The following is a 24,019-nucleotide window of genomic DNA, read 5'->3' on the forward strand; positions in this document are numbered from 1 at the left end:
TATGTCCCTACCAATCGTCGAAGCCGCCTATAAAAAGGAGAAACCCGAAACGGAGCAGATTCCTTTTGGAAGAACGTTCACGGATCATATGTTTGTAATGGATTATGAAGAAGGGAAGGGCTGGCACGAGCCCCGCATCGTTCCTTACGAGCCGCTGACGCTTGATCCGGCCGCCATGATCTTCCATTACGGGCAGACTGTATTTGAAGGATTGAAAGCCTACCGGACAGACGACGGACGTGTCCTGCTGTTCCGTCCGGAAAAGAACTTTGAGCGCCTGAACCTATCCGGTGACCGTCTCAGCATCCCACCTGTCGATGAAGACGAGGTACTGGGCTACTTGAAGGAGCTTGTCGCTCTGGAAAAGGACTGGGTACCGGAATTTGAGGGAACTTCGCTATACATCCGTCCGTTCATCATCGCTACGGAACCGAGCCTCGCTGTTGCTCCGTCCAAATCGTATAAGCTCATGATCATCATGTCACCGGTCGGTCCGTACTTCTCCGGAGGAATCAAGCCGGTTACCATTAATGTGGAAGACCAGTTCACAAGAGCCGTCAAAGGCGGAACCGGAATGGCTAAAACCGCCGGTAACTATTCGTCCGGCTATCAGGCCCAGGCGAAGGCAGCGAAGGAAGGCAATGCTGACGTCCTTTGGCTGGATGGTGTGGAAAAGCGCTACATTGAAGAAGTCGGCAGCATGAACATCTTCTTTAAAATCGATGGGGAAATTGTGACCCCTGCTTTGAGCGGAAGCATTCTGCAGGGGATTACACGAACATCAATCATTGAAGTACTGAAAGAATGGGACATTCCAGTGACCGAACGCCGCATCTCTATTGAAGAGTTGTATGAAGCGTATGAACAGGGAAAACTGGAGGAAGCGTTCGGAACTGGAACTGCGGCCGTCATTTCTCCCGTCGGTGAGTTGAACTGGCTTGGGAAGAAAATGGTGATCAACGACCACGAAATCGGTGCGCTCTCCCAGGAGCTGTATGATACGATTACAGGCATTCAGCGTGGAAGAAAAGAAGACAGCTTCAGTTGGACCATCGAAGTATAAGAAAGCAGAAAAAGGCTGCCGGGAACATGTTCCCGGCAGCCTTTTTTCTGTCAACCGACCATATGGGCTTTTGGTGCTTCTTTAGGCTGAAGACTGTTGTAGGTCTCCATGACGCGGGCGGTCTCTTCTTCCGTTAAGGGAAGGAGCGGGAGGCGGACGCCTCCGGTATGAACGCCCATTTCATTCAACACCGCCTTGACCGGGGAGGGACTCGGCGCTGAGAAAACAGCGTGCATGACAGGGAGAAGCTTTTGATGAAGACGCGCGGCAAATGGGGCGTCTCCTTCTCTGAAACTCTGAATCATCTGCTGCATCTCATTCCCGATGATATGGGAGGAGACGGAGACGATGCCGGTTCCTCCGATGGCGACAAACGGAAGGGTGTTGGAATCTTCCCCGCTGTATACCGAAAAGTCACGGTCTGTTTCACGGATGATTTCCGCCGCGGCTTCCAGGTCACCGCTCGCTTCTTTTACGGAAACGATGTTGTCAATTTCAGAAAGGCGGATAATCGTTTCCGGTTCCATGTTGACGACACTGCGTCCCGGAATGTTGTACAGCATGACCGGAAGGGAAGTGGCTGCGGAAATTTTTGAAAAGTGCTGGTACAGTCCTTCCTGTGTCGGCTTGTTGTAATAAGGAGCCACAAGCATGATGGCATCCACGCCTGTCTGTTCGGCTTTTTTCGTCAATTCAATGGATGCGCGGGTGTTATTGGATCCTGTACCGGCGATGACCGGGACGCGGCCGTTTACAACTTCTACCACGTGTTCAAACAGCTGGAGTTTTTCATCCGTTGTCAGTGTCGGGGATTCACCGGTCGTCCCACCGACAACCAGGCCGTCACTGCCGTTCTCGATCAAGTGGTTGACTAAAGCTCCCGTTGCTTCCAGGTCCATATTCTCGTCGTTGTCAAAAGGGGTCACCATCGCTGTCAGTACTTGCCCGAAGTTCATTAACCTCACACCTTTTCTTGTATTTTGTACGTTCGAGGTCGTGAGGGCCATACGGCAGTAAAATCAAAAACGACAGCATCAAGGGCTTCGATGCTGCCGTAGAAACTTTTATACCGTTCCTGCGTAAGATAGCCCTCCATATAGTTTCCTATATGACAGTTCTGTGCCTGTTGAGCATCAGACCCAGCTTCAGGACCATGAGAGTCCGTACACTTCGGCAATTTCCCCTTTCCGCATGCCTCCATGGATCTCATTCTCCTCCACATGCGTACTCTTGTCATTGCACCTCTATCCTTACTTCAAATGAAATTTGAAATAAGAAACTATTTAGTTAATAAAAATAGTACCAAAATTAACGCCTGCTTACAACAGGGAAGTGCTAAAATCATGCTATTCGACAAAAATGGTCGCCAGGCACCGATGTCCGACTCATCTTTTTTATAAAGCTCTGTTAAAGTCTGTTGTTGATATTTTAAACGATTACTAAATCGTCTCCGTCTGGAATTAAGGGTCCGGTCCGTTGTTTACTCAGAGCATGGGATGGCAGGGAAAACCGTCCGCTTTCCGCGGGGAACGAAGTTTGAGGAGGCTCACGGTACCCCACGGTACCCCGCGGAAAGGGAGTCATTCCCAAGCCCGCCTCCTACAAATCCCATGACAGAAAGGGGTGATAGGAGCTCATATGTTAAATAACAACACCGAGCAATAACAGAGCCTTTTATAAAATCCGTCTGCAGGCGGAGGAAGAATCCATCCCGGGCACATCGAGAAGGACATGGATATTCCTTACACTTAAAGGAACTTACAAAAAAGGTGGGGATAGTCATGTCCGGTTCATCCATTACCGTTTCTAAAGATACACCGTTGGCAGAACAGCGTTCCATTTTTCGAAATAGAAATTTTCTCCTGTTATGGGGAGCGGCCTTGTTGTCCAGTTTCGGTATTTCGTTCTTTTTATTTACTCAAAGCTGGTATGTCGTCCATGAGCTTCGTTTGGAAGCTTCGCTCGGTGTGCTGTACGTGGCAGCAAGTATTCCGCGGCTGGTCTTCATGATTGTCAGTGGAACGATCGCCGACCGGTTCAGCCGGACGAAACTGATGTTCCTGTCCGATTTCACGCGGGGGGTGCTGTTAACAGGACTCGTCTGCTGGTATTTCTTCGGGGACATCAGTCTTTGGACATTCGTCGGCTTTGCGTTTGCTTTTGGTATTTTAGATGCGTTCTTCTGGGCAGCAGAGGGGGCGGTTCTACCGTCAATCATTTCCAGGGATCAATTGACCCGTGGAAATTCAGTGATTCAAATGACGAACCAGACGTCGTTCATTCTAGCGCCTATGGTGGCAGGCATTCTCGTTTCCTTTGGCAGTTATGCGCTCGTATTCACGGTCACCGCTGGGATGCTGTTTACCGGAAGTCTGTTTATTTTTCTTATGAAGGTGGAGGAAGAGAAGAAAGCCGGAGAGAAGGAGGAAGCGTTCTGGGACTCTTTCAAGGCAGGCGTGCGCTACGTCAAAAACTCGCGTGTGCTTTCCTTGATTATCGGAATGAGCATTTTATTGAATCTGTTCATGGTCGGGCCGATGACGATGGGGCTGCCTCTCTTTGTGAAGCAGCGTCTGAATGGCACGGCCCTTGACTTCAGCTTTCTTGAGGCAGGTCTGGCAGTGGGAATGCTGCTCGGATCTGTAGTCATCGGTATCCTTAATTTGAAAAGAAGAAGAGGAAAAACGAGCCTCACCGCCCTCATGGCTGCCGGAGCCTCTTTTTTCGCTTTGAGCTTCACAGAAGGGGTATGGTTAAGCCTTGGGTGCCTCGTCGTCTTCGGATGTTGTCTCTCTATCTGCAACATCCCGGTCATCTCTGTGCTTCAAAGTTTCATTGAAGAAAAAATGATGGGCAGGGTGATGGGTCTTGTCTCGCTTGCATCGATGGGTCTCGTTCCAGTGAGCTACGGGGTGACCTCTCTTATACTGGCGGCAGGAGTGCCGATCCATCAAATCATGGCCGGGGGCTCTGTACTTGTTACGCTGTATGTCCTCTTTATCTATGTGCGCTTCAGGGAGCTTCGCGAACTGGACTGAAGTTCTCTCTATTAAAAAAAGGGGAATCCTCCGGTATGCAGAAGACCACCCTCTTTTTTACATATATCTGTATACAGACACTGGTGACGCCGGTTCTCGTCGTCAGCGCTGTCCTTTGTACCAGCCTTTCTCCTTGAATATGGAAATCGCTTCAATCCGGTTGGAAACCTCCAGCTTCTCCAGAATGACAGATACATAGTTCCGGACGGTTCCGGGGGTAATGAACAAAGCTTTAGATATGTCCTTCGTATTTCGGCCGTCCGCCATCAGCTGCATCACTTCCCGCTCCCGTTCTGTGAGCGGGTTTTGATCGGCGAAGGCAAGGTCGACGAGCTCAGGGTCGAAGATGCGCTGTCCGGCTGTAATTTTACGTATGGCTGTTGCCAGGTCTTCACTTGGACTGTCTTTCAACAAATAGCCGCTGACGCCTGCTCTTCTGGCACGGTCAAAATAACCGGGACGGGCAAAAGTCGTCAGGATGATCACTTTGCAGGGCTCTTCATACAACTCTTCCGCGGCATCCAGCCCATCTTTGACCGGCATCTCAATATCCATGATGCAGATATCCGGTTTCAGACGGCGGACGAGGCTGCAGGCTTCTTCACCGTTGGAAGCCTGGCCGACGACTTCCATGTCCTCTTCTAAATCAAGCAGCGCCCCGAGTGCACCGAGCAGCATGCGCTGATCCTCGGCAATGACAATTTGAATCATAAGAGTTCCTCCTTTTTCCCTTGCTGAATGACTGTGGGAATGTGCAGGGTCAGTTTCGTTCCCTGGTCACTTTCCAAATCAAGCCGTCCATTTACAAACTCCAGTCGTTCCCGCATTCCCTGCAGGCCGTGGCCCTGGAACGGGTCCATCGTTTCCGGAAGGCCGATGCCGTCATCTTCGATGGTGACCGTCAACTCCATGGCAGAGGCTGCAATCTGGACGTGACAATGGGTGGCCCGGCTGTGTTTGACGATATTGGTGGCGGCTTCCTTCAGGCACATGCTGAGAACATTTTCCGTTAAGGCAGGGATGGAAGTATTCCCGAGGTTGCCTTCATAGGTGAACTTCATTTCCGCAGCTTCGATGATCTGCTGCACCCGGATCAGTTCATCTTTCAATTTCATTCCCCGCATGTTGGAAACCATCTCCCGGACCTCCTTGAGAGCGTTGCGGGCGGTTTGCTGGATATCCTCCACTTCTTTCTGCGCTTTGTCCGGCTTGGCCGTCATCAGCTTGGCGGCGAGGTCACTTTTCAATCCGATCATGGACAGTTTCTGCCCGAGTGTGTCGTGGAGGTCACGGGCAATTCGTTCCCGCTCTTCAATCACCATAAGCTGGGAAATCCGCTGGTTGGCGTCCTCCAGCTTATTTTCAAGATCCTGCTGCTGGTTGCGGTAACGGACAGTGAAAGGCAGCAGGATCACCCCGATGACGGTAATGATGATAAATGGAAGGTTCGGAAAAATCGAATCCAGCTGCTGCACGAAAGTGTAGGCGATCGTTGCAAGTGTAAGAGTCAGGTGAACAATATATAAAGAAAGAAACCCTCCGAAGTGACGGATGTTCCCGATGAAAAAAGCCAGGAACAAGGAAAAGTAAATGTAGCCGAACAACAAGGTCATTCCAAGACTGATCGCCATCTCAACGCTGACCCACAGATAAACGAGACGGCTGTCCGATACGAATGAAAACCGATAGGCCAGAAAGAAAATGAAGACGAGAAGAAGTCCGGTCAAAATTTCGTAAATGGAAGATGCCCGGAAGATAAAGAAAAACGGCAGGATACAAAAGATGATCCAGACGTATATGCTGAGTCCTGTGTTTTTTGGGATAATATGATACCACTTCTGCATGAACGCTACCTCCTGTGTCTAGCATATGGGAAATTCGGGCGGCTGTCATGAAGGAAAAAGCCCATTCTCAACGAATGGGCTTTGAATCAACTTTCATTCTGCACGCGGCTGGAAACCGCTGCACTTGCTTTCTTCTTCAAGAGCGGCTGGACTTCCCTGAACGTCCGGAACGTTTTGTTCTCGGTGTCATAGAGCCGGAATTTGATGGACTCAAGACTCGTTTTCAGCGTGATTGTTGTTGCATACTGGAGCGGCGGTGTTGCATCATGTGCTTTTTCCAGTGCATAGTTGGGAACCCTCGGGCTCAAGTGGTGCACATGGTGAAAGCCGATGTTGCCGGAAATCCACTGCAGGACTTTCGGAAGTTTATAATAAGAGCTTCCATCAACAGCTGCTTTTACGAAATTCCACTCGGATTCCTCTTCAAAATAGGAATCTTCAAACTGGTGCTGGACGTAAAACAACCAGATGCCCAGTGCACCGGATATATAAAGGATCGGCAGCTGTACAATCAGGAAGGCTTCCCATCCGGCCATCCAGATGATCATTCCGTATATCAATGCGGCAGCAGCCGTTGTCACGTGGGTGTTCACACGCTCTTTTCGCTTTGCGCCCTTGCGGTTGAAACGGTTGGACACGAGGAACAAATAAATCGGTCCCAGACCAAACATGATGACAGGGTTTCGGTACAGACGGTAGATGAGGCGTTCTTTGAAGGACGCTTGTACATATTCATCTACGGTCATGACCCAGATATCACCTGTTCCACGCTTATCGAGGTTGCCGCTTGTCGCGTGGTGGATGGAGTGGCTCCGCTTCCACTTATCGAAAGGGAACAGCGTCAGGATCCCTGTAATCGTCCCGATCACGCGGTTGGCCTTTTTATTTTTGAAAAAGGACTGGTGGGTACAGTCGTGAAAAATGATAAACAGACGGACGACAAAACCTCCGGCAAGCACACCGAGTCCGCCGGCGAGCCAAGGGGAGACAGCCATGCTTAGATAGGCTGCGGCCCATATGATTAGAAATGGAACGAGTGTATTGATCAGCTGGCGGATGCCGGCGTTTCGATCTGGTTCTGCAAAGCGGGCGACGCTTTTCTTCAGCTCTTTTTCTTTCTCCTTATCCATCGTAACGACTCCTTCGTAGTAATTCGTAATTCTAACAATAGGGGAAAAGGAGACGTATCAGAAGACATAAACGTCAGCACTTTTATATGACACTTGTCATGGGTGTTTCCCTGTTTCTGGATGTGTTTCACGTGGAACAGGTCGTCAGGCGTCCACGCCGGGGGTTCTCAACCTGCGGAGCCCTCTTAAATCAAGCAGCGTAAACCCAAGCTTGGAGAGGATTGGTAGCACGATGAATGCTGTAATCTCCATGACTTCTTCAAATGCCCCTACACCTGAAGGGCCGAGAACCCACGCCGTCGGATAGAGCACCCAGAAAGACGTCAAGTAGGCGGCCATCCGCCCATAATGACGTTTCAGACCATCCCCGCTCTTGGCAGCCATCTTCCGCAGGGGATACCAGATGATATACAAAACAATGAAAAGGGCGGCTATTCCAAGTCCGTACCAGACGTATTTCAGCGTATCGTTCGAAAAATCAGCGATCAGTCCGGTTAAGATCATAAACACATCGGCTGTAATCAGACCGCCGATCAGGGCCTTATCTTTTTTCGGCTCGTAAAACATCGCTGTCAATGCAAGCGCCAGCAGCAGGAGAGGGGTCGTGACCACCCAGTCCAGGTAGCGGGCAAAGTAAATGGTTTGATCCGGCTCCAGTAAAACCCCCTGACCGAGGGCGATGGATAAGTAGGCGGTTCCTGACCAAAGAGGAATGATCATCGCAATGATGTATTCTCCCTTGGAAACTCCGCGTGGCTTTTGGCTCCATATAAAAAAGGTGACAGCTCCAATAAACATGATGGCTGAATAGGAATAGTGCATAACAATATCAAAGCGGCTCATTAATTTCAGCTCCTTGTTACGTTTCTTCCATCATTTTGGTCATAACGGATAGAAAATAGACCTATCCTCTTAAGCGAGCGCTTACAACGTGGTATGATAGAAGTGTGAATACCATCTTGATCGGGAGGGTTTTTCTATGACTACAAAACGCATTCTTGTTGCCTATGATGGAAGTGAAATGAGTAAAAGAGCTGTGGCCGAGGCGAATCTTCAGGCGGTGGAAGCTCCACAGCGCGAGATTCACCTGCTTGCTGTCGTCACACCAACAGGGCCGGCTACAAACGCTGCCGTATCCAAAAGTCTTGGCCGGGAAATGGCCGACCGGTTTCAATCGGAAATGGAAGAGCTCAAACAGGAATTCAAATCTCACAACATCGATGTCATTACAGAAGTTGTAGTCAGCCCTGTGAAAGAAAACGCGGCCGTCCAGATTGTTGCCTATGCCAATAAGCACGACATGGACCTCATTATTATCGGAAGCCGCGGTCTCGGAAACATGAAAAAAATGCTGCTCGGAAGTGTGAGCAGCAAAGTCGTCCAACAGGCCTCGTGTCCGGTCCTTGTCATGAAATAACAAATGGATGAAAAAAGACTCTCCTCTGCATACACAGAGGAGAGTCTTTTTGTTTCTATGAGTTCTATTTTCCGCTTCTTCTTATAAACCGTAGGACGTCATCCCGCCGTCGATGAATATATTCTGGCCGGATACATAGCTGGAACCTGAAGAAGCGAGGTACAGAATGGAGGACTGAAGCTCTTCCAGCTGTCCGAGACGTTTCATTGGAGAACGATCTTCAATGGCAGAACGGAAGCTGTCATCGGCAAGTGCCTCTTCGTTCAAATCCGTTTTGAAGAACCATGGGCTGATGGCGTTCACCGTAATGTTGTAAGGCGCAAGCTCAAGGGCGAGCTGCTTCGTCTGGTGGATGGCTGCTGCCTTACTTGTGCCGTACACAGAGCTGAAGGACAGGCTCACTTCACCGGCAACAGACGCTGTGTTGATAATGCGTCCGTATGCCTGTTCTTTCATATAAGGGGCAGCGGCCTGAGTCATGAAGAAGATGGATTTGGCATTCGTGTTCATCACTGTGTCCCAATCCTCTTCGGTCAGATTGTTGATATCTTTGAACGCGGCTGTTCCTGCATTGTTTACAAGAATATCGATTTGTCCGAAGTCATTGTAGATGGTCTCGACCACCCGTTTGATATCGGAGGTGTCTGTGACATCGCCGGTAGTATCCGGCCTGTGTCCATGTAAACCAATCCAACTCCGGGCGGGTTGGGAGAGGGTCCTCTATAATTTGTAAGACTTTTACACTTTTTTATATGAGAAAAATGTTTATCATGGGAATTTCTGTGATATATAAAGGATGTGTACACAACAACAACCAACTTTTTGAAAGGAGTTTTTTAAGATGGCAGACCGTTTTAAGACTGGCGAAAAAGCACCTGAAAAAGGAACATATCAATTTGATGGGTTAGTTGATGGGGGTAGTGAGAACGACGTAACCGAAGATGAAAAACATATTGAACTGGAAAACGGGGATCAGTTCCCGCCGATCCGCTCCAACAAGGAAGCGGCCTATTGGAAAAAAGCGTAGCATGAAAAGTGAATAAGACCCCCGGAATGATTCATCCGGTGGGTCTTATTTATTTTATCAATATAATATATGGAGTGTAAAAAGCCATCCGTTGTGTTTAAACACTAAATTACCGTGCTTATCTTTGTGGTTGGTGCACGTTGTATAATGTAAGCGTTATTCGTTACAATTTTCTTAACAATTAAAATACGACATTCCACCTAAACGGCCCGCATGGTAATCGATAGGAGAATGATGAAAGGGTGTGGTGTTCTTGGAAGCCATCAGCAAGAATTTTTTCTTATACCTCTCCAACAACAAGCTGTTAGATCGCTTTGCAAAGCGTTTTGGCGCTAAGTTCGGGGCTGACAAGATCGTGGGGGGAGAGACGTTCTCCCACGCAATTCCAATTATACAGCAGTTAAACCATGACGGGCTCGAGGTCACTGTAGACCATTTAGGGGAATTTGTTGATTGTGAAGACGAGTCGAGAGACCGCGCCGGGGAGTGTATCCGGACCATCCAGCAGATTGCTTCCGGAGGACTCCGATCGGAAGTTTCACTGAAGCTTACTTCCCTCGGGCTTGATATCAGCCGGGACCTCGTTATCGAGAATCTGTCCCTGATCTTGAAGGAAGCGGAGAAGCACGATATTACGGTCACCATCGATATGGAGGACTCCTCCAGATGCGGGGAGACACTTGATATTTATAGAGAATTGAAGGAGAAGTATCCAAATCTCGGCACGGTCGTTCAATCTTACTTATACCGTTCTGATGAAGATCTGGATGCCCTGAATGACTGCGATCCTTATCTTCGTCTTGTAAAAGGGGCCTATAAAGAATCACCGAAAGTCGCCTTTTCCGAGAAAAAGCTGGTGGATGATAATTTGAAGCACCTGATCAAGAAAAACCTTCTGAACGGACATTACACGGCTGTGGCCAGTCATGATGACCGGATTGTGGAGTATACAAAGGCTCTCGCAGAAGAGCACAACATCCCACGTGAACAGTTTGAGTTTCAAATGCTGTACGGCATGAGAAACCAAATGCAGAAGGATCTGGTGGAAGAAGGATATAAAGTACGCGTGTATCTTCCCTATGGTGAGGACTGGTACGGATATTTCATGCGGCGCTTAGCCGAGCGTCCGGCCAACATTGCCTTTGCCGTTAAAGGGATTTTCTCTAAATAAAACCACACAATCAGAAAGGGGAATATTATTATGGTACAGCCTTACAAACACGAACCATTCACGGATTTTGAACAGCAGGAGCACAAGAAAGCCTTTGAAGATGCATTGAAGCAGGTCAAGGAGCAGCTGGGGCAGCACCATGACCTTCTGATTAACGGAGAGCGTGTCCGGACCGATGATACGATTACGTCCACCAACCCGGCGAACACGAAGCAGGTTGTGGGTACGATTTCAAAAGCGAATCAGGAGCTGGCGGAAAAAGCGGTACAGTCTGCGTCCGACGCTTTTGAAGACTGGAGAAAATGGGATCCAAGGGCACGTGCAGAAATTCTATTCCGCGCTGCTTCCAAAATCCGCCGCCGTAAGCACGAGTTCTCTTCCTATCTCGTTTATGAAGTTGGTAAGCCTTGGAAGGAAGCCGATGCAGATACAGCTGAAGCGATCGATTTTCTTGAGTATTACGGCCGTCAGATGATTGAACTGAAAGAAGGAAAAGCAATAGAAAGCCGCCCGGGAGAGGAAAACCGCTATGTCTACCAGCCGATTGGAGTAGCGGTCGTCATCCCTCCTTGGAACCTGGCTCTCGCCATCATGGCTGGTACAACCGTCGCTCCGCTCGTTGCCGGAAACACGGTGGTTATGAAACCGGCCAGTAACAGTGCCGTCATCGCTGCTAAGTTTGTAGAGGTCCTGGAGGAATCCGGTCTGCCGAAAGGCGTCCTGAACTTTGTGCCGGGAAGCGGCGGCGAAGTCGGCGACTATCTCGTCGATCATCCGAAAACCGCATTGATTTCCTTTACGGGCTCCCGCGATGTCGGTCTGCGTATCATGGAACGGGCTTCCGTACGCCAGCCAGGCCAGAATCACTTGAAACAGGTGATTGCTGAAATGGGCGGTAAGGATACGGTTGTCGTTGACAAAGAGGCAGACATTGATACAGCTGTCGATGCCATCGTCGTTTCGGCGTTCGGCTTTTCCGGACAGAAATGCTCGTCCGGCTCCCGTGCCGTCGTTCACGAAGATGTGTATGACGAAGTACTGGAGAAAGTCAAAGCAGCCACTGAAAAACTAACGGTCGGCAACGCTTCTGAAGAGAATGTCTACATGGGGCCTGTCGTCGATCAGGGAGCTTATGACAAGATCATGAGCTATATGGAAATCGGCAAGGAGGAAGGTCGCCTTGTCACCGGCGGCAAAGGAGACGATTCCAAAGGGTACTTCATCAACCCGACCATCTTTGCCGATCTTGATCCAAATTCCCGCATGCAGCAGGAGGAAATCTTCGGACCTGTCGTCTGCTTTACAAAAGCGAAAGACTTTGATGAAGCGATTGATATTGCCAACAACACCGAATATGGCCTCACAGGTGCTGTCATTTCCGATAACCGCGACCACCTTGAAAAAGCGAAATACGATTTTCACGTCGGAAATCTTTATTTCAACCGTAACTGCACAGGTGCCATTGTCGGTTACCAGCCGTTCGGCGGCTTCAAGATGTCCGGTACAGATTCTAAAGCCGGCGGGCCTGATTATATTGCCCTTCACATGCAGGCGAAAACCATTTCCGAGATGTTTTAAACCATGCTCATAAAGGCTCTCCGTTCAGGGGAGCCTTTTTTATTTGAAGGAAGTCGGCTCTTTTTCCCGCCCCTTTGACCATTTTCTTTTTCTTTCCAGTGACAACCGATATAATGGAGGGTAACGAATGAAGACATTCAGCCTACTTAGAAAGGTTAGGATTCCCATGGAAGTTAAAGATAGGATTCTGCAGGCAGAAGATATCCATAAAGCGACGGAGCTGCTGAGCTCCAGACTCGGTAAGCCTGTGATTATTGAAAACAAAAACTTTGAATTGATCGCCTACAGCTCCACTCATGATGATTTCGATCAAACTCAGCAGAAAACCATTCTATCCAAAAAATGCCCGATCTTCATTATTGACCGGTTGAAAAAAGAGGGCATCGTCCAGCGCCTGGAAATGCAGCCGGACCCGATCCGTGTCCATCCGATGGAAGAGCTTGGCTTCCAGCAGCGTGTCGTCGTGGCAGCCAGGCACCTGAATCATACGATGGGGTATGTCTGGGTGCAGGAGGCCGGTCTGCTGCTGGATGACGCGGACTTTCAGTTCCTTGAAGACATCACCAATCATATAGGCAGACTCATTTATGATCAGTTCATGAGAGACAATGCTAAGGAAGGACGGAAAGAGGAGCTATTGTGGCAGCTGCTGCAGCATGAGTACGGCAGTGAAAGCCAGTTCCGTCACGAAGCCGCCCTCGCCAAACTGAATCTGGCCGAACGTTTTTCCGTCGTCGTTTTTTCGGTCACCGCACCTCAATATAAGAGCATGCTTGATGATCTTCTACAAACGGTGCACCGCTTCCGGATCACGCGTCCGATGTATGTGCTGAAAACAGAATTCCAGCTTATTCTGCTCGTGGAGGGAAGGGCGTCCGACCGCTTTTCATCAAGAACGACAGCGAGGGATTTTATTGAGGAAGTCAAAAAAGAAACAGGGGAAGAAGCGTTTTATCATTTCCTGATTGGCGTCGGCAAGGAATATACAACACTGTCCTTGATGAGGAAAAGTTTTTTGGAGGCGCTCGAGGTCATTGAAACGGCCAACTTCATTAACCCGCGCCCGGAAACGATGCCGCGGGAATTCGCGACACTCGGCCTGTACAGATACCTGGCCGCCCTTTATGAAAAAAACAGTTCCGAGGATTATTACAGTGAAGATCTGCTGGCCTTGATGAAAAATGATATGGATAAACAGACGGAACTTCTGCTCACATTGGAAACCTATCTTGCTAACAATGGGAAAGGAAAGCAGACCGCCGGCGAGTTGTTTATCCACCCCAATACACTCAATTACCGGATTAAACAGATCCAGGAAATGACGACCATCGATTTCCAGGACTTCAACATGAAGGCGTACCTTTATACTGAACTCCTGCTCCTGAATAACGTCGAACACTACTACAAACGTTACCAGTCAGCACTAAGGTCGTGACCGATCTGCACATAAGAGTGATGGGTACGCTCCGCTTATCGGTGGATGCTTGCCGCGGGCACGGCCTCAGCTAACTGGATCAAGAAGAACACTTGATCCAGTGGATCTTCGGCTCGCGCTGTTCCCGCAGGCGTCACCAGCGAACGCTCCACGTAACACGAGGGGGGGCGGAAAGGTGTCTCTACAGTACCGGTGTGCTATTTCATTCAGGGAAGATAAAAGTGGATGCTCTTTCCAAAGTGGGAAAATTGGATGCGAATCTGGACAATGTGAGAAGGGGGGACCGCCTGTGTGGGTGGTTCACCTTTTTTATATACGTTCTTGAAGGGTTAAGAGTGATGACAGACGGGGTACACGTACATTATACCTGAAAGGACGTGACGAGCATGGCAGAACAAAGACCGGTCATTGCGCTTGCAGGCGCGAGTGGATATATAGGACAGAACTTGATGGAAAAGTTGAGAAAGCACGCCGACATCATTGCCCTTTCCAGAAGTGGTGACCAAAAAGAAGATGAGGAGCAGGTAACATGGCGTTCCTGTGACCTTTACTCCATGGTGGATGCTGAAAAAGGCCTGGAGGGGGCGGACATCGCGGTCTACCTCGTTCATTCCATGCTGCCTTCTGCGAAGCTGACCCAGGGAAAGTTTGAAGATATGGATGTCATTTTAGCTGATAACTTTGCCCAGGCTGCAAAGAAACAAGGGGTCCGCCAAATCATCTATTTGAGCGGTATCATCCCGGAGCAGGAAAAAAAGCTGTCCCGACACTTGAAGAGCCGACTGGAAGTGGAAGAAATTCTTGGAGCCTACGGAGTACCCGTGACCACGATCCGGGCCGGGCTGATTGTGGGGCCGAAAGGATCTTCCTTCCCGATTCTGAAAAAGCTGGTTAAACGGCTGCCGTTTATGATTCTGCCAAAATGGACCCGGACGAAGACCCAGCCGATCGCCCTTCCGGATGTGCTGCATGCCCTGGACAGCAGCATTGGAAATGAAGAGGTGAAAGGACGTCCGGTAGACGTGGGCGGTCCGGATGTCATGACCTACGAGACGATGATGAAACGGACGGCTGCTGTGATGGGTAGAAAGCCGCTCACCATTAACGTTCCTTTTTTAACCGTTGAACTCTCCAAATTGTGGGTGCGTCTTGTCACGGGCTCGCCGAAGGAAATGGTCTATCCCCTGATTGAAAGCTTGACCCATCCTATGGTCACACAAGAGGAAAATAAAGTGGAAGGGTTAAGTGAAGGCCGCATTTCTTTTGAAGAGGCGGCCAGGGAAGCTCTTGCAAAGGAAGAAGAGAACAAAGATGGAAAGAGAGCCCTTCCGATGTTTCAACCGATGCAGCAGGATGTCCGGTCTGTCCAGCGTATTCCGATTCCAGAAGGATATGATGCAGACTGGGTTGGACGTTACTATGTGAAATGGCTGGAAAACACACTCAATCCGTGGGTGAAAACGGAAGTGGATGAAGACAACTGCTGTAAAATCGGGGTCGTCTTTAAACAGTCTCCGCTTTTATCCTTCGATTATGCCAAAGACAGAAGTACCGGGGACCGTGCTCTTTATTACATTTCCGGAGGTATGCTCGCCGACAGCGGAAAAAATGTGCGCGGCCGCCTGGAATTCAGGAAAATCCCCGGCCGTCAGGAAGCCATTGTAGCAATTCACGACTACATGCCTTCGCTGCCCTGGTTTTTCTATAAATACACCCAGGCGAAAGCACACCTTGTGGTGATGGCCTTATTCAGGAAGCATTTGGAGAAATGGGGAAGTTCCACCGTTCTTCACCATGCATAAGCGATGCCCGCTTTTCCCAAACTAAGCGTGTAACACTTAAGCTTGCATGAGGTGATTGGGATGAGCAAGAAGGACAAGAAGCACGACCGGCAGTTCAAGGAACGCAATAGTCACGGTGAGCACCGTAACGGGCGGCTGGCTCAATTTAAGAATCACAGTACTGAATTCGGTTCCGAGCCGGATGAATATATCGACCGTGCCCGCCTTGGCTATAAAGGCGACGCATAAGTAAAGGCCTGTCCATTCATGGACAGGCCTTTTGCTGTCACCCTTCAGAAGGGGATTTCTTTTTCTGCACTCCCGTGCGCACATTTTTCATTGTGATGAAGTAAATGGCGCTGATCAACAATCCGGCCGAAGCCGTTAAAAGATAGACGACGGACAGATCGTCGGAAATACTGTCTACAAAAGAGGATAAAAACTGTCCAAGAAAAACAGCGGAAGAAAAGTAGGCGAGATTTTTCCCGCGCTTGGCGGCGCTGCTTTTTTCCACGGTCATGTGGTTGGCAAGTGGAATGGTAAAGCCAAAGCCAAAGCCAATCAAAATTCCCGCCCCTGCGGCAAGCAGGAGGGAGGTCTGGTTCAGCCCAAGCAGCAGATAGCCGCCTCCGAATAAAAAGAACCCGGTCATCAGCGTGGAGTAGTCACTGATTTTATTGACCACCTTAGGCATCTGACTGGCTGATATGACGGCCACAAGAGAGATCATCGCCAAAAAGTATCCCGTTCCTGTGGAAGTCATGTGAAAGTGCTCAGCCAGGTAAAAGGGCACAGAGACCATCGTTACAAAAAAGATGGTCATGGCGAGCATAGCGGATAACAGCACCGGCCAGATTTTTTCGGAAGAAGTTCCACCATCGGCTTCCTCTTCCCCTCCGGTTTCTTTTCTTGTAAAGGGCACGAAAGATAATAGAAAAACAAGAGCGATCCAACCGAGAAGATACAACAGGAATGGGAACTGCCATCCGAAGCTTCCGAGGATGCCTCCGATACTCAGGAAGATGATACCTCCAGCTTCAATGGACATGCCCTGCAGAGCCATCATCTTCAGTCGCTGCTCTCCTTCAAAAAATTCGGCAAGCAGCCCGGTAGCCGAAGACATCACGACAGCCGTTGCCCCGCCGAGGAGAATGCGGTCGGCGAAGACCAACACCGTCCCGTCCAGCCAGATGGCGCTTATCCCCAATGCTCCGTATAAAATCAGCCCGGTACACAAAGCCCTGTAGGGTCCGGACTTGTCGATGAATTTACCGGCGAGCGGAGCGAACAGGACAACGCCGAGCGAAGGGAGTGTCGTCAACCAGGCGGCTGAGTCCTCCATATTGTAGTGCTGGGATATATCAAGTAAGGCGGGAGTAATGGCGCTGCCGACCATGACAGTCAGACTGGCCGCGAGCATTAAGGCAAATACTCCCGCTTTGGATAATGGTTTCATCGTACATACCTCCTTTAGCCATTCGGAAATCATCATAACACATATTTAGTTAGGAAACTAATTAAATGATCATCCAATGCAGTCGGTTTGTGATAAAATAGCGGCAGAAAGGGTGAACGCGATGAATGAATCACACAATGAGGATATTGGCTATCAGATTCAGAAAATATCCCATTCAATCAAACAGCTTCAGAACGAGAGGCTCCAAAAGGAAGATTTGAGCGTTTCTCATGTGAATGTCATGTTCGTTCTTTATGAGAAGGACGGGGTGACGCAGTCCTATCTGCAAAAAGAGCTTGGAATCAAAGCTTCTTCTTTGTCCAAGCTGATTGATATACTTATCCAAAAGGATCTGGTTTATAAAGCATCGCTTGAAAAGGATGCCCGCACGAAACTGATTCATTTAACGTCTCTTGGTAAGGAGCGGAAGGAGCAGCTTCAGCATATCCGCTACGATTTAGAAAGCGAAGTGACCCATCCGCTGACACCCACAGAAATCAAGCAGATGCAGGAGATGCTGCAAAAAATCAAAAACCATCTGGAGGAGTAGTGCAGCCCTTTCCCCCTTAACTGTTGTTACTAAGACGACGATATAAGAAAAAAAGACATGCAGGGGGATTTAGAATGGGTTGGTGGAATAAGAGAAAAGAGGCCGTGCGTAAGAAGCTGGGAGAGGGAAGAACAGGGGTGATCGACGTCCCGGAAGGATCGGCTGTTCATCGTCAATGTGAAATGATTCAGCTGACGACAGATGACCTCGCTGTTTTGCAGGACCTGCAGCCGCTGGTAAGCGTGGAAATGGAAGCGGTTGTGAAGAAATTTTACGTGAATCTTGAAAGTGAGCCGGCGCTTCAAAAAATGATTGAGGAACACAGTACCGTTGAGCGCCTGCGGAAAACACTGGCTGTTCATATGGAAGAGATGTTTTCGGGCGTCATCGATGAGTCATATATTGAAAAAAGGAAGCGTATTGCCGCGGTACACTTGAAAATCGGATTGGAGCCTAAATGGTACATGTCTGCTTTTCAGGATTTACTGCTCTCCTTCCTGGAGGTATACGACAGGCATTTGGAAGAAGACGATTACCGGCAGGCGGTTGCAGCGACGACAAAAATACTGAGCATCGAACAGCAGCTCGTCCTGGAAATGTTTCAAAGAGAAGCGGATGCTTTACGGGAAAAAGAAATAGAGAAAAGAGAAGAAGCTTACCTGAAAGTGGATCAGATGTCCGCAGAAGTGGCTGCTGTTTCCCAGCAAGCCAGTGCTTCTACCGAACAGCTGACCGATCAAACGGAAAAAATGGTCACCGACTCTAAAAATGGAACAGCGGTAGCCCGCCAAGTGGAGCAGCAGTCGCTTGATGGTAAGAAGCAGTTGGAAGTACACCAGCGGCAGATGAATCAGATTCAACAGACCATCAGGGAAATCTCCGGGGATATGGAAAAATTGAGCCGGATCGCTGAAGAAATCAGTAAAATTGTGACGATCGTTTCTTCCATCGCTGAACAGACCAACCTGTTGTCCCTGAACGCTTCGATTGAAGCTGCGCGCGCAGGGGAGCATGGAGCAGGGTTTACGGTTGTAGCCGCTGAAGTACGTAAATTATCGGAGCAGACACAAACCTCTGCTGCAGAAGTTTCCCAGTTGATTCATTCTACAAGCGGACAGATCCATAACGTGTCTGGTCATGTAGGCAGTATCGATGAGATGATTGCAGAGGGTGCGGACAGTATGGAACAGATCAATCACTTCTTTACGGAAATTGTTACGGCGATGGGGCAGAACAAAGCCTACAATGCAGGTATGGAAGAGGAGCTGCAGCATTTTTCGCACGTTATTGATGAAATCAATGATGCCGTTGGTAAAGTAGCGGCTTCTTCCCAGCAGTTGACAGCGATGGCTGATTGAATGATTTGTTCGTAAAGGGAAGCTCAGCGTTTCCTAAAAAAAGTCCCTGAGACGGCTGTCTCAGGGACTTTTTCTATTAAGAGCGTGTATTGATTTCAGTGACGTTGTCCTGTGTGTTGGAAGGGGTGAAGGTTTTTCCTGCTGTTGGAGTGGTCTGCTCTTCCTCATCGCTGGAAAGCTCTTCTTTCGCTTCTCTGGCTTTGTCTCCGACTTCCTGTAGTTCTTCACCGGCGTCTTTAGCTGTGGAAACAATTTCTTCAGACTCTTCTTTAATGTCCTTCACTTTGTCGGTGATTTCTCTGCCTTGGTTGTTGAAAACCTCCTGTACTGTGGCAGCGGCTTCAGATGCGATATTGACGATATTGCGGACACGTGTAACAAGATCATCTTTTTTCTCTGATGGATTTTCTTTTACCTCGGAAGCGTATTCCGTTACAGAATCCTTCTTGGCACGGGATCCTTCTTTCAAACGGCGGCGTTGTTCAGGGTCTTTCGCCAGAACGATCGCACCTCCGATAAGAGCTCCGGTTACAATAGCGATAGGAAGCTTTTTGCTCCCGCTTTTTTTGGTCGTCTGTTGAGTTGTCATAATTGAATCACCTTTCTATCCTTATATTTTTTTGAGCTTCATTCCTCATTGTTTCTCTGGCGGTCTGAATGTCTTCATACTGAATTCTGCCTGCCTGGTAAAATTCACCCTTTTTACGCTCCACCTTCATTTTGGCAATGGATGGATCACGCGTAAGGGAGTGGATAAGTACGCCTGTCAGAGCTCCTGCCGTCAATCCTGATATCCATTCAAGAGTCTTCATGATGTCGTACGGTCCAGCTGGGCGGCTGATTTGAGCGCCTTTCTTTTCTGAGACAGGTAATAGGTCATGGCAAGCGCTCCATAAATGCCCCGCCAGCCTTCTTCATTAATTTTTTGTTCGCCTTCAAAGGTGGTATTCTTCAAGGAAGAGGTCATATCTACAAGAGAAGAAGTGAGCTTCCTGGAGGATTCCCCAATATCTCCAACGATATAGAATAACGGGCTCAATGCTTTAATCTTTTCATTCACATCGGCCAGTGTATCATTACTGTTATGCAGGACGCCGGTCGTTTCCTTCATGACGGAGTCCAACTGTTCCGGGAGCTGATCCACGGTTTCGCGGACCCCGCTTAAAACACCGGCAAGGTTATTAAGAGCTTTAATAAGAAAAATAGAGACCACAGCAAAAGCGATTCCGATGATGAGTACGCCGATTCCTAGAAAATCCATGCCAACCTCACTCCTTTATTTTCTTTCGTTTCCATTTCACATATAAATCAATGGCTGCATCGCCCCACTGCATGGCTTTAATGACATTCTCATTACGCTCGTGGGAGGCGTGGGCCACACTTTCTGAAACCCCTTGAAGGGAACTGTTCACATTTCCTACGGTCGAGCCCACATTGTTGACGGCATCCATCAAGCCGTTGATGCTCTGGGTTTTCTCTTCAAGATCAGCCGCCATTGAATTGGTTTTTTTCAACAGGCTCTCTGATTCAGATGTAATCCCCTGAATCTGGCCTTCCACTTTCTCCAATGTATTGGAAACACTGGACATCGTATGGGATGCTGTCTTTAATGTTTTCACAACAAAGATACTGATGAAGGCAAATGCAATTGCGATGATGAGTAGTCCAAGTCCTGCTAATGACATCTCGTTCCACCTCTCTTAAATTCGGTTTGTAAAAGCTATACCACTATTCTTTTTTGCTGAAACGCTTCTGGAAAAGAAAATATCTTCCAGTCCATGATAGAAGATAAAAGGAGGGGGCCCATAGACTCAGAGAATCGGTGGTTTCTAATTTTGTGAGCCGGGGAATAGAACAAAATATGTAAACGCTTACTTATAAAGGTTCTTAACGAAAAATTAACAAATGGACGGATGCCATGGTTATTCGACATTTTTCGACAAAACTTTTCAGAATATTTTTATCAATTGTAATTGTAAATCTATACAGGTGATTTTATGATGAATATAGGAGATAACAAACGTTTCCGAATTGATTGATAGGCAGCAGGTCTAGTCATAAAGTTTGATTATTGAGACGAGGAGTGATGGTGTGGTCCAGGATACATCTTTAGAACATGATATTTATTTATTCCATGAGGGGAACCTCCGGTACAGCCACAAACTGCTGGGGGCTCATCCGGATACGAGAAACGGAGAGCAGGGCATCCGTTTTGCGGTCTGGGCTCCGAACGCCGTTAAGGTCAGTGTCGTCGGTCCATTTAACAACTGGGACGGACGGGAACACCCAATGGAAAAGATCAATGACAACGGCGTGTGGATCGCCTTTCTTCCCGGTCTGGAAAAAGGAACGATTTATAAATACGAAATTTTAACTCCTCACGGACATCTCCGCTTGAAAGCTGATCCGTATGCATTTTCAAGCGAACTCCGTCCAAATACCGCTTCGGTTGTCTATCCGCTGGATGATTATGCATGGGGAGACCATGACTGGATGAACCAGCGGAAAGGACGTAATCCCTATGAATCACCCATGTCGATCTATGAACTTCATTTAGGGTCCTGGAAGTACATAGAGTCGGAGGTTTTTTACAATTTCCGTGAATATGCAGATATGGTGATTCCTTATGTGAAAGAACTCGGCTATACCCATATCGAACTTCTACCCATGACGGAGCATCCGTTTGACCGCTCCTGGGGCTATCAGGCGACCGGATACTTTTCCGTGACCTCCCGTTACGGCACCCCGGATGACTTCAAATATTTTGTCGATCAATGTCACAATTCTGGAATCGGTGTCATATTGGACTGGGTACCGGGCCACTTCTGCAAGGATGAACACGGGCTTCGCAGGTTTGACGGGGAAGCGCTTTATGAATATGCCAACCCTAGTAAAGCTGAGAAAACACAGTGGGGGACGCTTACGTTTGATTTTGCCAGAAACGAAGTACAGAGCTTTCTCATCTCCAATGCTGTGTACTGGCTGAAAGAGTATCACCTGGATGGACTGCGTGTGGACGCTGTTGCCAGTATGCTCTATCTCGATTTCGGTAAGGAAGACGGAGAGTGGGAGCTGAATGAATACGGCGGGCGTGAAAATATTGAAGCCATCGACTTCATCAGAAAAATGAATAAAGCCGTTTTTGAAGAAGTTCCGGATACGCTGATGATGGCGGAGGAATCGACGTCCTGGCCGCTTGTCAGTGCCCCGACACATATCGGCGGACTCGGGTTCAATTATAAGTGGAACATGGGCTGGATGAATGACATGCTCAAGTATATGGAAATGGACCCGATCCACCGGAAGTACCATCATAATTTAATTACCTTTTCTCTTCATTACGCCTTTTCCGAGAACTTTGTATTACCGATTTCTCATGACGAAGTCGTCCATGGAAAGAAATCGTTATTAAATAAAATGCCGGGCGACTATTGGCAGAAATTCGCCAACCTGCGTGCATTTCTCGCTTATATGTACGCCCATCCCGGTAAGAAGCTTCTATTCATGGGAGGTGAATTCGGACAATTCGACGAGTGGAAGGACTTGGAGGACCTGGACTGGGAGCTGCTGGAATACGATTCCCACTCCTCCATTTTGGAGTACACGAAACAGCTTCACCAGATGTATCAGGAGATGCCTGCATTATGGGAGCTCGATCATAAACCAGAAGGGTTCACATGGATCGATCCGAATAACTACGAGCAGAGCATTATATCTTTTGTACGGAACAGCCGGACATCAAACGATCAATTAGTCATTGTATGCAATTTCACTCCGGAGGTCTACCACGATTATAAAGTCGGAGTGCCTGAACAAGGCTCATACGAGGAAATTTTCTCGAGTGACGCGGAGCACTTTGGTGGTTCCGGGCAGAGAAATGGACTGCCCCTGGACACGATATCCTCTCCATGGCAGGGCCAGAACCAGCATGTCACCATGACGGTTCCCCCGCTCGGTGTGAGCTTCCTGAAAAGAACATCAGTAAATCAAGGAGGAGAATCATGAAAAATAAAGAATGTGTAGCGATGCTTCTAGCTGGTGGGCAGGGGACCAGATTGAAATCATTGACGAAACAGATCGCCAAACCTGCCGTATATTTCGGCGGTAAATACCGGATCATTGATTTTCCGCTGAGCAATTGTACGAATTCCGGCATTGATACAGTCGGCGTACTTACACAGTACGAGCCGCTTATTTTAAATGATTACATCGGCATTGGAGATACATGGGACCTGGACCGTAAATTCGGAGGCGTGTCGGTGCTCCCTCCATTCATGCAGTCGGAAGGCGGAGGATGGTATACAGGAACGGCGAATGCCATCTACCGCAACCTGAAATTCCTGAACCAGTATGATCCGGAGCACGTGCTGGTCCTGTCCGGAGATCATATTTACAAGATGGATTACGGTGCGATGCTTGATTACCATAAGGAAACGGATGCGGACGTGACGATTTCTGTTATTGAAGTTCCTTGGGAGGAAGCGAGCCGTTTTGGAATTATGAACGCCGACGATAACGGGAAGATTACAGAATTTGATGAGAAACCTGAATATCCGAAGAGCAACCTGGCTTCCATGGGCGTCTACATTTTCCGCTGGGATGTACTGAAGCAGTACTTGATTGATGATGCGGAAAAAGAAGATTCCTCCCATGATTTCGGGAAGGATATCATTCCATCTCTTCTTAACGATTATAAAAAGATGATGGCCTATACATTCGAAGGCTATTGGAAGGATGTCGGAACGGTCGACAGCCTTTGGGAAGCCAATATGGACCTGCTTAAGAAGAATCCTGAATTGAACCTCAGTGATTCCAGATGGCGGATCTATTCTAAAAATCCAAACCAGCCGCCGCAGTATATTGCACCGTCAGCTTCTGTGAAAAATGCGCTGATTAATGAAGGGTGCCGGATTTACGGCAAGGTGGATACATCGGTGATTTTCTATGGTGTTCACGTTTGTGAATCCTCCGTTGTGAAAGATTCTGTCATCATGCCGGATGTCAAAATCGGCAGAAATGTCACGATCAACCGTGCCATCATCTCCAAAGGAACGGTGATTGAGGATGGAGCCGTGATCGGTGATCCTTCACCAGACAGCGAAATCACGCTGGTGGCAGATGAAGGAAGTGTTCTGGCAACAAGCTATGCTACAAACTGATTTTTGAGGAGG

The 24,019-nt window shown here is 48.5% G+C and carries 24 protein-coding genes and 1 riboswitch; of the genes, 13 read left to right on the top strand and 11 right to left on the bottom strand.

The genetic code is table 11. From position 1 onward, the window contains the following. The first annotated feature begins 1 nt into the window (after position 1). Complete coding sequence (locus tag ACXAJH_RS08160; protein ID WP_474993598.1) at positions 2 to 1,063, top strand: branched-chain amino acid aminotransferase; 1,062 nt, start codon at positions 2 to 4, stop codon at positions 1,061 to 1,063. A gap of 50 nt (positions 1,064 to 1,113) precedes the next feature. On the opposite strand, the gene dapA is transcribed toward ACXAJH_RS08160, so the two are convergent. Then, positions 1,114 to 2,019, bottom strand: a complete 906-nt coding sequence (dapA, locus tag ACXAJH_RS08165; protein ID WP_474993600.1) for a 4-hydroxy-tetrahydrodipicolinate synthase — start codon at positions 2,017 to 2,019, stop codon at positions 1,114 to 1,116. 121 nt (positions 2,020 to 2,140) lie between these two features. Further along, a riboswitch (Lysine riboswitch) is annotated at positions 2,141 to 2,318 on the bottom strand. A 526-nt stretch (positions 2,319 to 2,844) separates the two neighbouring features. Here dapA and ACXAJH_RS08170 point away from each other — a divergent pair. Next, entirely contained in the window at positions 2,845 to 4,101 is a 1,257-nt protein-coding gene (locus tag ACXAJH_RS08170) for an MFS transporter (RefSeq protein ID WP_474993601.1), read from the top strand. Positions 4,102 to 4,203: 102 nt separating this feature from the next. Here the strand turns inward: ACXAJH_RS08170 and ACXAJH_RS08175 are convergent, their stop codons facing one another. From ACXAJH_RS08175 to ACXAJH_RS08190, 4 genes are all read right to left on the bottom strand, one after another. After that, positions 4,204 to 4,812, bottom strand: coding sequence for a response regulator transcription factor (locus ACXAJH_RS08175; protein ID WP_474970005.1), 609 nt, complete (start codon positions 4,810 to 4,812; stop codon positions 4,204 to 4,206). After that, entirely contained in the window at positions 4,809 to 5,945 is a 1,137-nt protein-coding gene (locus ACXAJH_RS08180; RefSeq protein ID WP_474970731.1) for an ATP-binding protein, read from the bottom strand. Before ACXAJH_RS08180 ends, ACXAJH_RS08175 begins: the two co-directional genes overlap by 4 nt. A gap of 86 nt (positions 5,946 to 6,031) precedes the next feature. Then, entirely contained in the window at positions 6,032 to 7,075 is a 1,044-nt protein-coding gene (gene desA, locus ACXAJH_RS08185; protein ID WP_474970732.1) for a Delta(5) desaturase DesA, read from the bottom strand. 144 nt (positions 7,076 to 7,219) lie between these two features. Continuing rightward, positions 7,220 to 7,918 carry a bacteriorhodopsin gene (locus ACXAJH_RS08190; protein WP_474970733.1) on the bottom strand — a complete coding sequence of 233 codons (699 nt, stop codon included), beginning with the start codon at positions 7,916 to 7,918 and terminating at the stop codon, positions 7,220 to 7,222. A gap of 136 nt (positions 7,919 to 8,054) precedes the next feature. Between ACXAJH_RS08190 and ACXAJH_RS08195 the strand changes: the two genes are divergently transcribed. Next, positions 8,055 to 8,492: a universal stress protein gene (locus ACXAJH_RS08195; protein WP_474970001.1), complete on the top strand. Its 438-nt coding sequence runs from the start codon at positions 8,055 to 8,057 to the stop codon at positions 8,490 to 8,492. An 81-nt stretch (positions 8,493 to 8,573) separates the two neighbouring features. Here ACXAJH_RS08195 and ACXAJH_RS08200 read toward each other — a convergent pair whose 3' ends face one another. Next, a complete protein-coding gene (locus ACXAJH_RS08200) occupies positions 8,574 to 9,182 on the bottom strand; it encodes an SDR family NAD(P)-dependent oxidoreductase (RefSeq protein ID WP_474972285.1) in 609 nt (202 codons plus the stop codon). A 151-nt stretch (positions 9,183 to 9,333) separates the two neighbouring features. On the opposite strand from ACXAJH_RS08200, the gene ACXAJH_RS08205 reads away from it, so the two are divergent. The 6 genes from ACXAJH_RS08205 to ACXAJH_RS08230 all read left to right on the top strand — a co-directional run bounded on the left by ACXAJH_RS08205 (position 9,334) and on the right by ACXAJH_RS08230 (position 15,733). Further along, positions 9,334 to 9,519 carry a YjzC family protein gene (locus ACXAJH_RS08205; RefSeq protein WP_027956040.1) on the top strand — a complete coding sequence of 62 codons (186 nt, stop codon included), beginning with the start codon at positions 9,334 to 9,336 and terminating at the stop codon, positions 9,517 to 9,519. A 253-nt stretch (positions 9,520 to 9,772) separates the two neighbouring features. Beyond that, positions 9,773 to 10,690: a proline dehydrogenase family protein gene (locus tag ACXAJH_RS08210; protein WP_474970734.1), complete on the top strand. Its 918-nt coding sequence runs from the start codon at positions 9,773 to 9,775 to the stop codon at positions 10,688 to 10,690. 30 nt (positions 10,691 to 10,720) lie between these two features. Further along, entirely contained in the window at positions 10,721 to 12,268 is a 1,548-nt protein-coding gene (gene pruA / locus ACXAJH_RS08215; RefSeq protein ID WP_474970735.1) for an L-glutamate gamma-semialdehyde dehydrogenase, read from the top strand. Positions 12,269 to 12,395: 127 nt separating this feature from the next. Continuing rightward, entirely contained in the window at positions 12,396 to 13,703 is a 1,308-nt protein-coding gene (locus ACXAJH_RS08220; protein WP_474970736.1) for a PucR family transcriptional regulator, read from the top strand. 386 nt (positions 13,704 to 14,089) lie between these two features. After that, positions 14,090 to 15,505, top strand: a complete 1,416-nt coding sequence (locus ACXAJH_RS08225) for an NAD(P)H-binding protein (RefSeq protein WP_474970737.1) — start codon at positions 14,090 to 14,092, stop codon at positions 15,503 to 15,505. Positions 15,506 to 15,565: 60 nt separating this feature from the next. Then, positions 15,566 to 15,733: a hypothetical protein gene (locus ACXAJH_RS08230; RefSeq protein WP_474969996.1), complete on the top strand. Its 168-nt coding sequence runs from the start codon at positions 15,566 to 15,568 to the stop codon at positions 15,731 to 15,733. A gap of 37 nt (positions 15,734 to 15,770) precedes the next feature. On the opposite strand, the gene ACXAJH_RS08235 is transcribed toward ACXAJH_RS08230, so the two are convergent. After that, positions 15,771 to 16,940, bottom strand: a complete 1,170-nt coding sequence (locus tag ACXAJH_RS08235) for an MFS transporter (RefSeq protein ID WP_474969995.1) — start codon at positions 16,938 to 16,940, stop codon at positions 15,771 to 15,773. 121 nt (positions 16,941 to 17,061) lie between these two features. Between ACXAJH_RS08235 and ACXAJH_RS08240 the strand changes: the two genes are divergently transcribed. Further along, entirely contained in the window at positions 17,062 to 17,490 is a 429-nt protein-coding gene (locus ACXAJH_RS08240) for a MarR family winged helix-turn-helix transcriptional regulator (protein WP_474969994.1), read from the top strand. Between the two features lie 74 nt (positions 17,491 to 17,564). Further along, on the top strand, positions 17,565 to 18,848 hold the full coding sequence (locus ACXAJH_RS08245) for a protoglobin domain-containing protein (protein WP_474970738.1): 1,284 nt from the start codon (positions 17,565 to 17,567) through the stop codon (positions 18,846 to 18,848). A gap of 76 nt (positions 18,849 to 18,924) precedes the next feature. Here ACXAJH_RS08245 and ACXAJH_RS08250 read toward each other — a convergent pair whose 3' ends face one another. From ACXAJH_RS08250 to ACXAJH_RS08265, 4 genes are read right to left on the bottom strand one after another with little or no spacing between them, the layout of a single operon-like run. After that, positions 18,925 to 19,437, bottom strand: coding sequence for a hypothetical protein (locus ACXAJH_RS08250; RefSeq protein WP_474969992.1), 513 nt, complete (start codon positions 19,435 to 19,437; stop codon positions 18,925 to 18,927). A 7-nt stretch (positions 19,438 to 19,444) separates the two neighbouring features. Further along, positions 19,445 to 19,660, bottom strand: a complete 216-nt coding sequence (locus ACXAJH_RS08255; protein WP_474969991.1) for a hypothetical protein — start codon at positions 19,658 to 19,660, stop codon at positions 19,445 to 19,447. Further along, a complete protein-coding gene (locus tag ACXAJH_RS08260) occupies positions 19,657 to 20,109 on the bottom strand; it encodes a DUF948 domain-containing protein (protein WP_027956774.1) in 453 nt (150 codons plus the stop codon). Before ACXAJH_RS08260 ends, ACXAJH_RS08255 begins: the two co-directional genes overlap by 4 nt. A 7-nt stretch (positions 20,110 to 20,116) precedes the next feature. Next, complete coding sequence (locus tag ACXAJH_RS08265) at positions 20,117 to 20,533, bottom strand: DUF948 domain-containing protein (protein ID WP_474969990.1); 417 nt, start codon at positions 20,531 to 20,533, stop codon at positions 20,117 to 20,119. A gap of 406 nt (positions 20,534 to 20,939) precedes the next feature. Between ACXAJH_RS08265 and glgB the strand changes: the two genes are divergently transcribed. Together glgB and ACXAJH_RS08275 are read left to right on the top strand one after the other, a co-directional pair. Further along, the gene (gene glgB, locus ACXAJH_RS08270) at positions 20,940 to 22,853 is read left to right on the top strand and encodes a 1,4-alpha-glucan branching protein GlgB (RefSeq protein WP_474970739.1); all 1,914 of its coding nucleotides are present in this window, start codon (positions 20,940 to 20,942) and stop codon (positions 22,851 to 22,853) included. Further along, positions 22,850 to 24,007, top strand: a complete 1,158-nt coding sequence (locus ACXAJH_RS08275) for a glucose-1-phosphate adenylyltransferase (RefSeq protein ID WP_474969988.1) — start codon at positions 22,850 to 22,852, stop codon at positions 24,005 to 24,007. The genes glgB and ACXAJH_RS08275 overlap by 4 nt, the downstream gene beginning before the upstream one ends. Positions 24,008 to 24,019 lie beyond the last annotated feature (12 nt).

It is taken from the genome of Halobacillus sp. ABD4_316 (assembly GCF_056161385.1).

Bases quoted from the DNA above. Each gene is read 5' to 3' on its own strand.
- ACXAJH_RS08160 (WP_474993598.1), top strand. From the start codon at position 2: ATGTCCCTACCAATCGTCGAAGCCGCCTATAAAAAGGAGAAACCCGAA.
- dapA (WP_474993600.1), bottom strand. From the start codon at position 2,019: ATGAACTTCGGGCAAGTACTGACAGCGATGGTGACCCCTTTTGACAAC.
- ACXAJH_RS08170 (WP_474993601.1), top strand. From the start codon at position 2,845: ATGTCCGGTTCATCCATTACCGTTTCTAAAGATACACCGTTGGCAGAA.
- ACXAJH_RS08175 (WP_474970005.1), bottom strand. From the start codon at position 4,812: ATGATTCAAATTGTCATTGCCGAGGATCAGCGCATGCTGCTCGGTGCA.
- ACXAJH_RS08180 (WP_474970731.1), bottom strand. From the start codon at position 5,945: ATGCAGAAGTGGTATCATATTATCCCAAAAAACACAGGACTCAGCATA.
- desA (WP_474970732.1), bottom strand. From the start codon at position 7,075: ATGGATAAGGAGAAAGAAAAAGAGCTGAAGAAAAGCGTCGCCCGCTTT.
- ACXAJH_RS08190 (WP_474970733.1), bottom strand. From the start codon at position 7,918: ATGAGCCGCTTTGATATTGTTATGCACTATTCCTATTCAGCCATCATG.
- ACXAJH_RS08195 (WP_474970001.1), top strand. From the start codon at position 8,055: ATGACTACAAAACGCATTCTTGTTGCCTATGATGGAAGTGAAATGAGT.
- ACXAJH_RS08205 (WP_027956040.1), top strand. From the start codon at position 9,334: ATGGCAGACCGTTTTAAGACTGGCGAAAAAGCACCTGAAAAAGGAACA.
- pruA (WP_474970735.1), top strand. From the start codon at position 10,721: ATGGTACAGCCTTACAAACACGAACCATTCACGGATTTTGAACAGCAG.
- ACXAJH_RS08220 (WP_474970736.1), top strand. From the start codon at position 12,396: ATGAAGACATTCAGCCTACTTAGAAAGGTTAGGATTCCCATGGAAGTT.
- ACXAJH_RS08225 (WP_474970737.1), top strand. From the start codon at position 14,090: ATGGCAGAACAAAGACCGGTCATTGCGCTTGCAGGCGCGAGTGGATAT.
- ACXAJH_RS08230 (WP_474969996.1), top strand. From the start codon at position 15,566: ATGAGCAAGAAGGACAAGAAGCACGACCGGCAGTTCAAGGAACGCAAT.
- ACXAJH_RS08235 (WP_474969995.1), bottom strand. From the start codon at position 16,940: ATGAAACCATTATCCAAAGCGGGAGTATTTGCCTTAATGCTCGCGGCC.
- ACXAJH_RS08240 (WP_474969994.1), top strand. From the start codon at position 17,062: ATGAATGAATCACACAATGAGGATATTGGCTATCAGATTCAGAAAATA.
- ACXAJH_RS08245 (WP_474970738.1), top strand. From the start codon at position 17,565: ATGGGTTGGTGGAATAAGAGAAAAGAGGCCGTGCGTAAGAAGCTGGGA.
- ACXAJH_RS08250 (WP_474969992.1), bottom strand. From the start codon at position 19,437: ATGACAACTCAACAGACGACCAAAAAAAGCGGGAGCAAAAAGCTTCCT.
- ACXAJH_RS08255 (WP_474969991.1), bottom strand. From the start codon at position 19,660: ATGAAGACTCTTGAATGGATATCAGGATTGACGGCAGGAGCTCTGACA.
- ACXAJH_RS08260 (WP_027956774.1), bottom strand. From the start codon at position 20,109: ATGGATTTTCTAGGAATCGGCGTACTCATCATCGGAATCGCTTTTGCT.
- ACXAJH_RS08265 (WP_474969990.1), bottom strand. From the start codon at position 20,533: ATGTCATTAGCAGGACTTGGACTACTCATCATCGCAATTGCATTTGCC.
- ACXAJH_RS08275 (WP_474969988.1), top strand. From the start codon at position 22,850: ATGAAAAATAAAGAATGTGTAGCGATGCTTCTAGCTGGTGGGCAGGGG.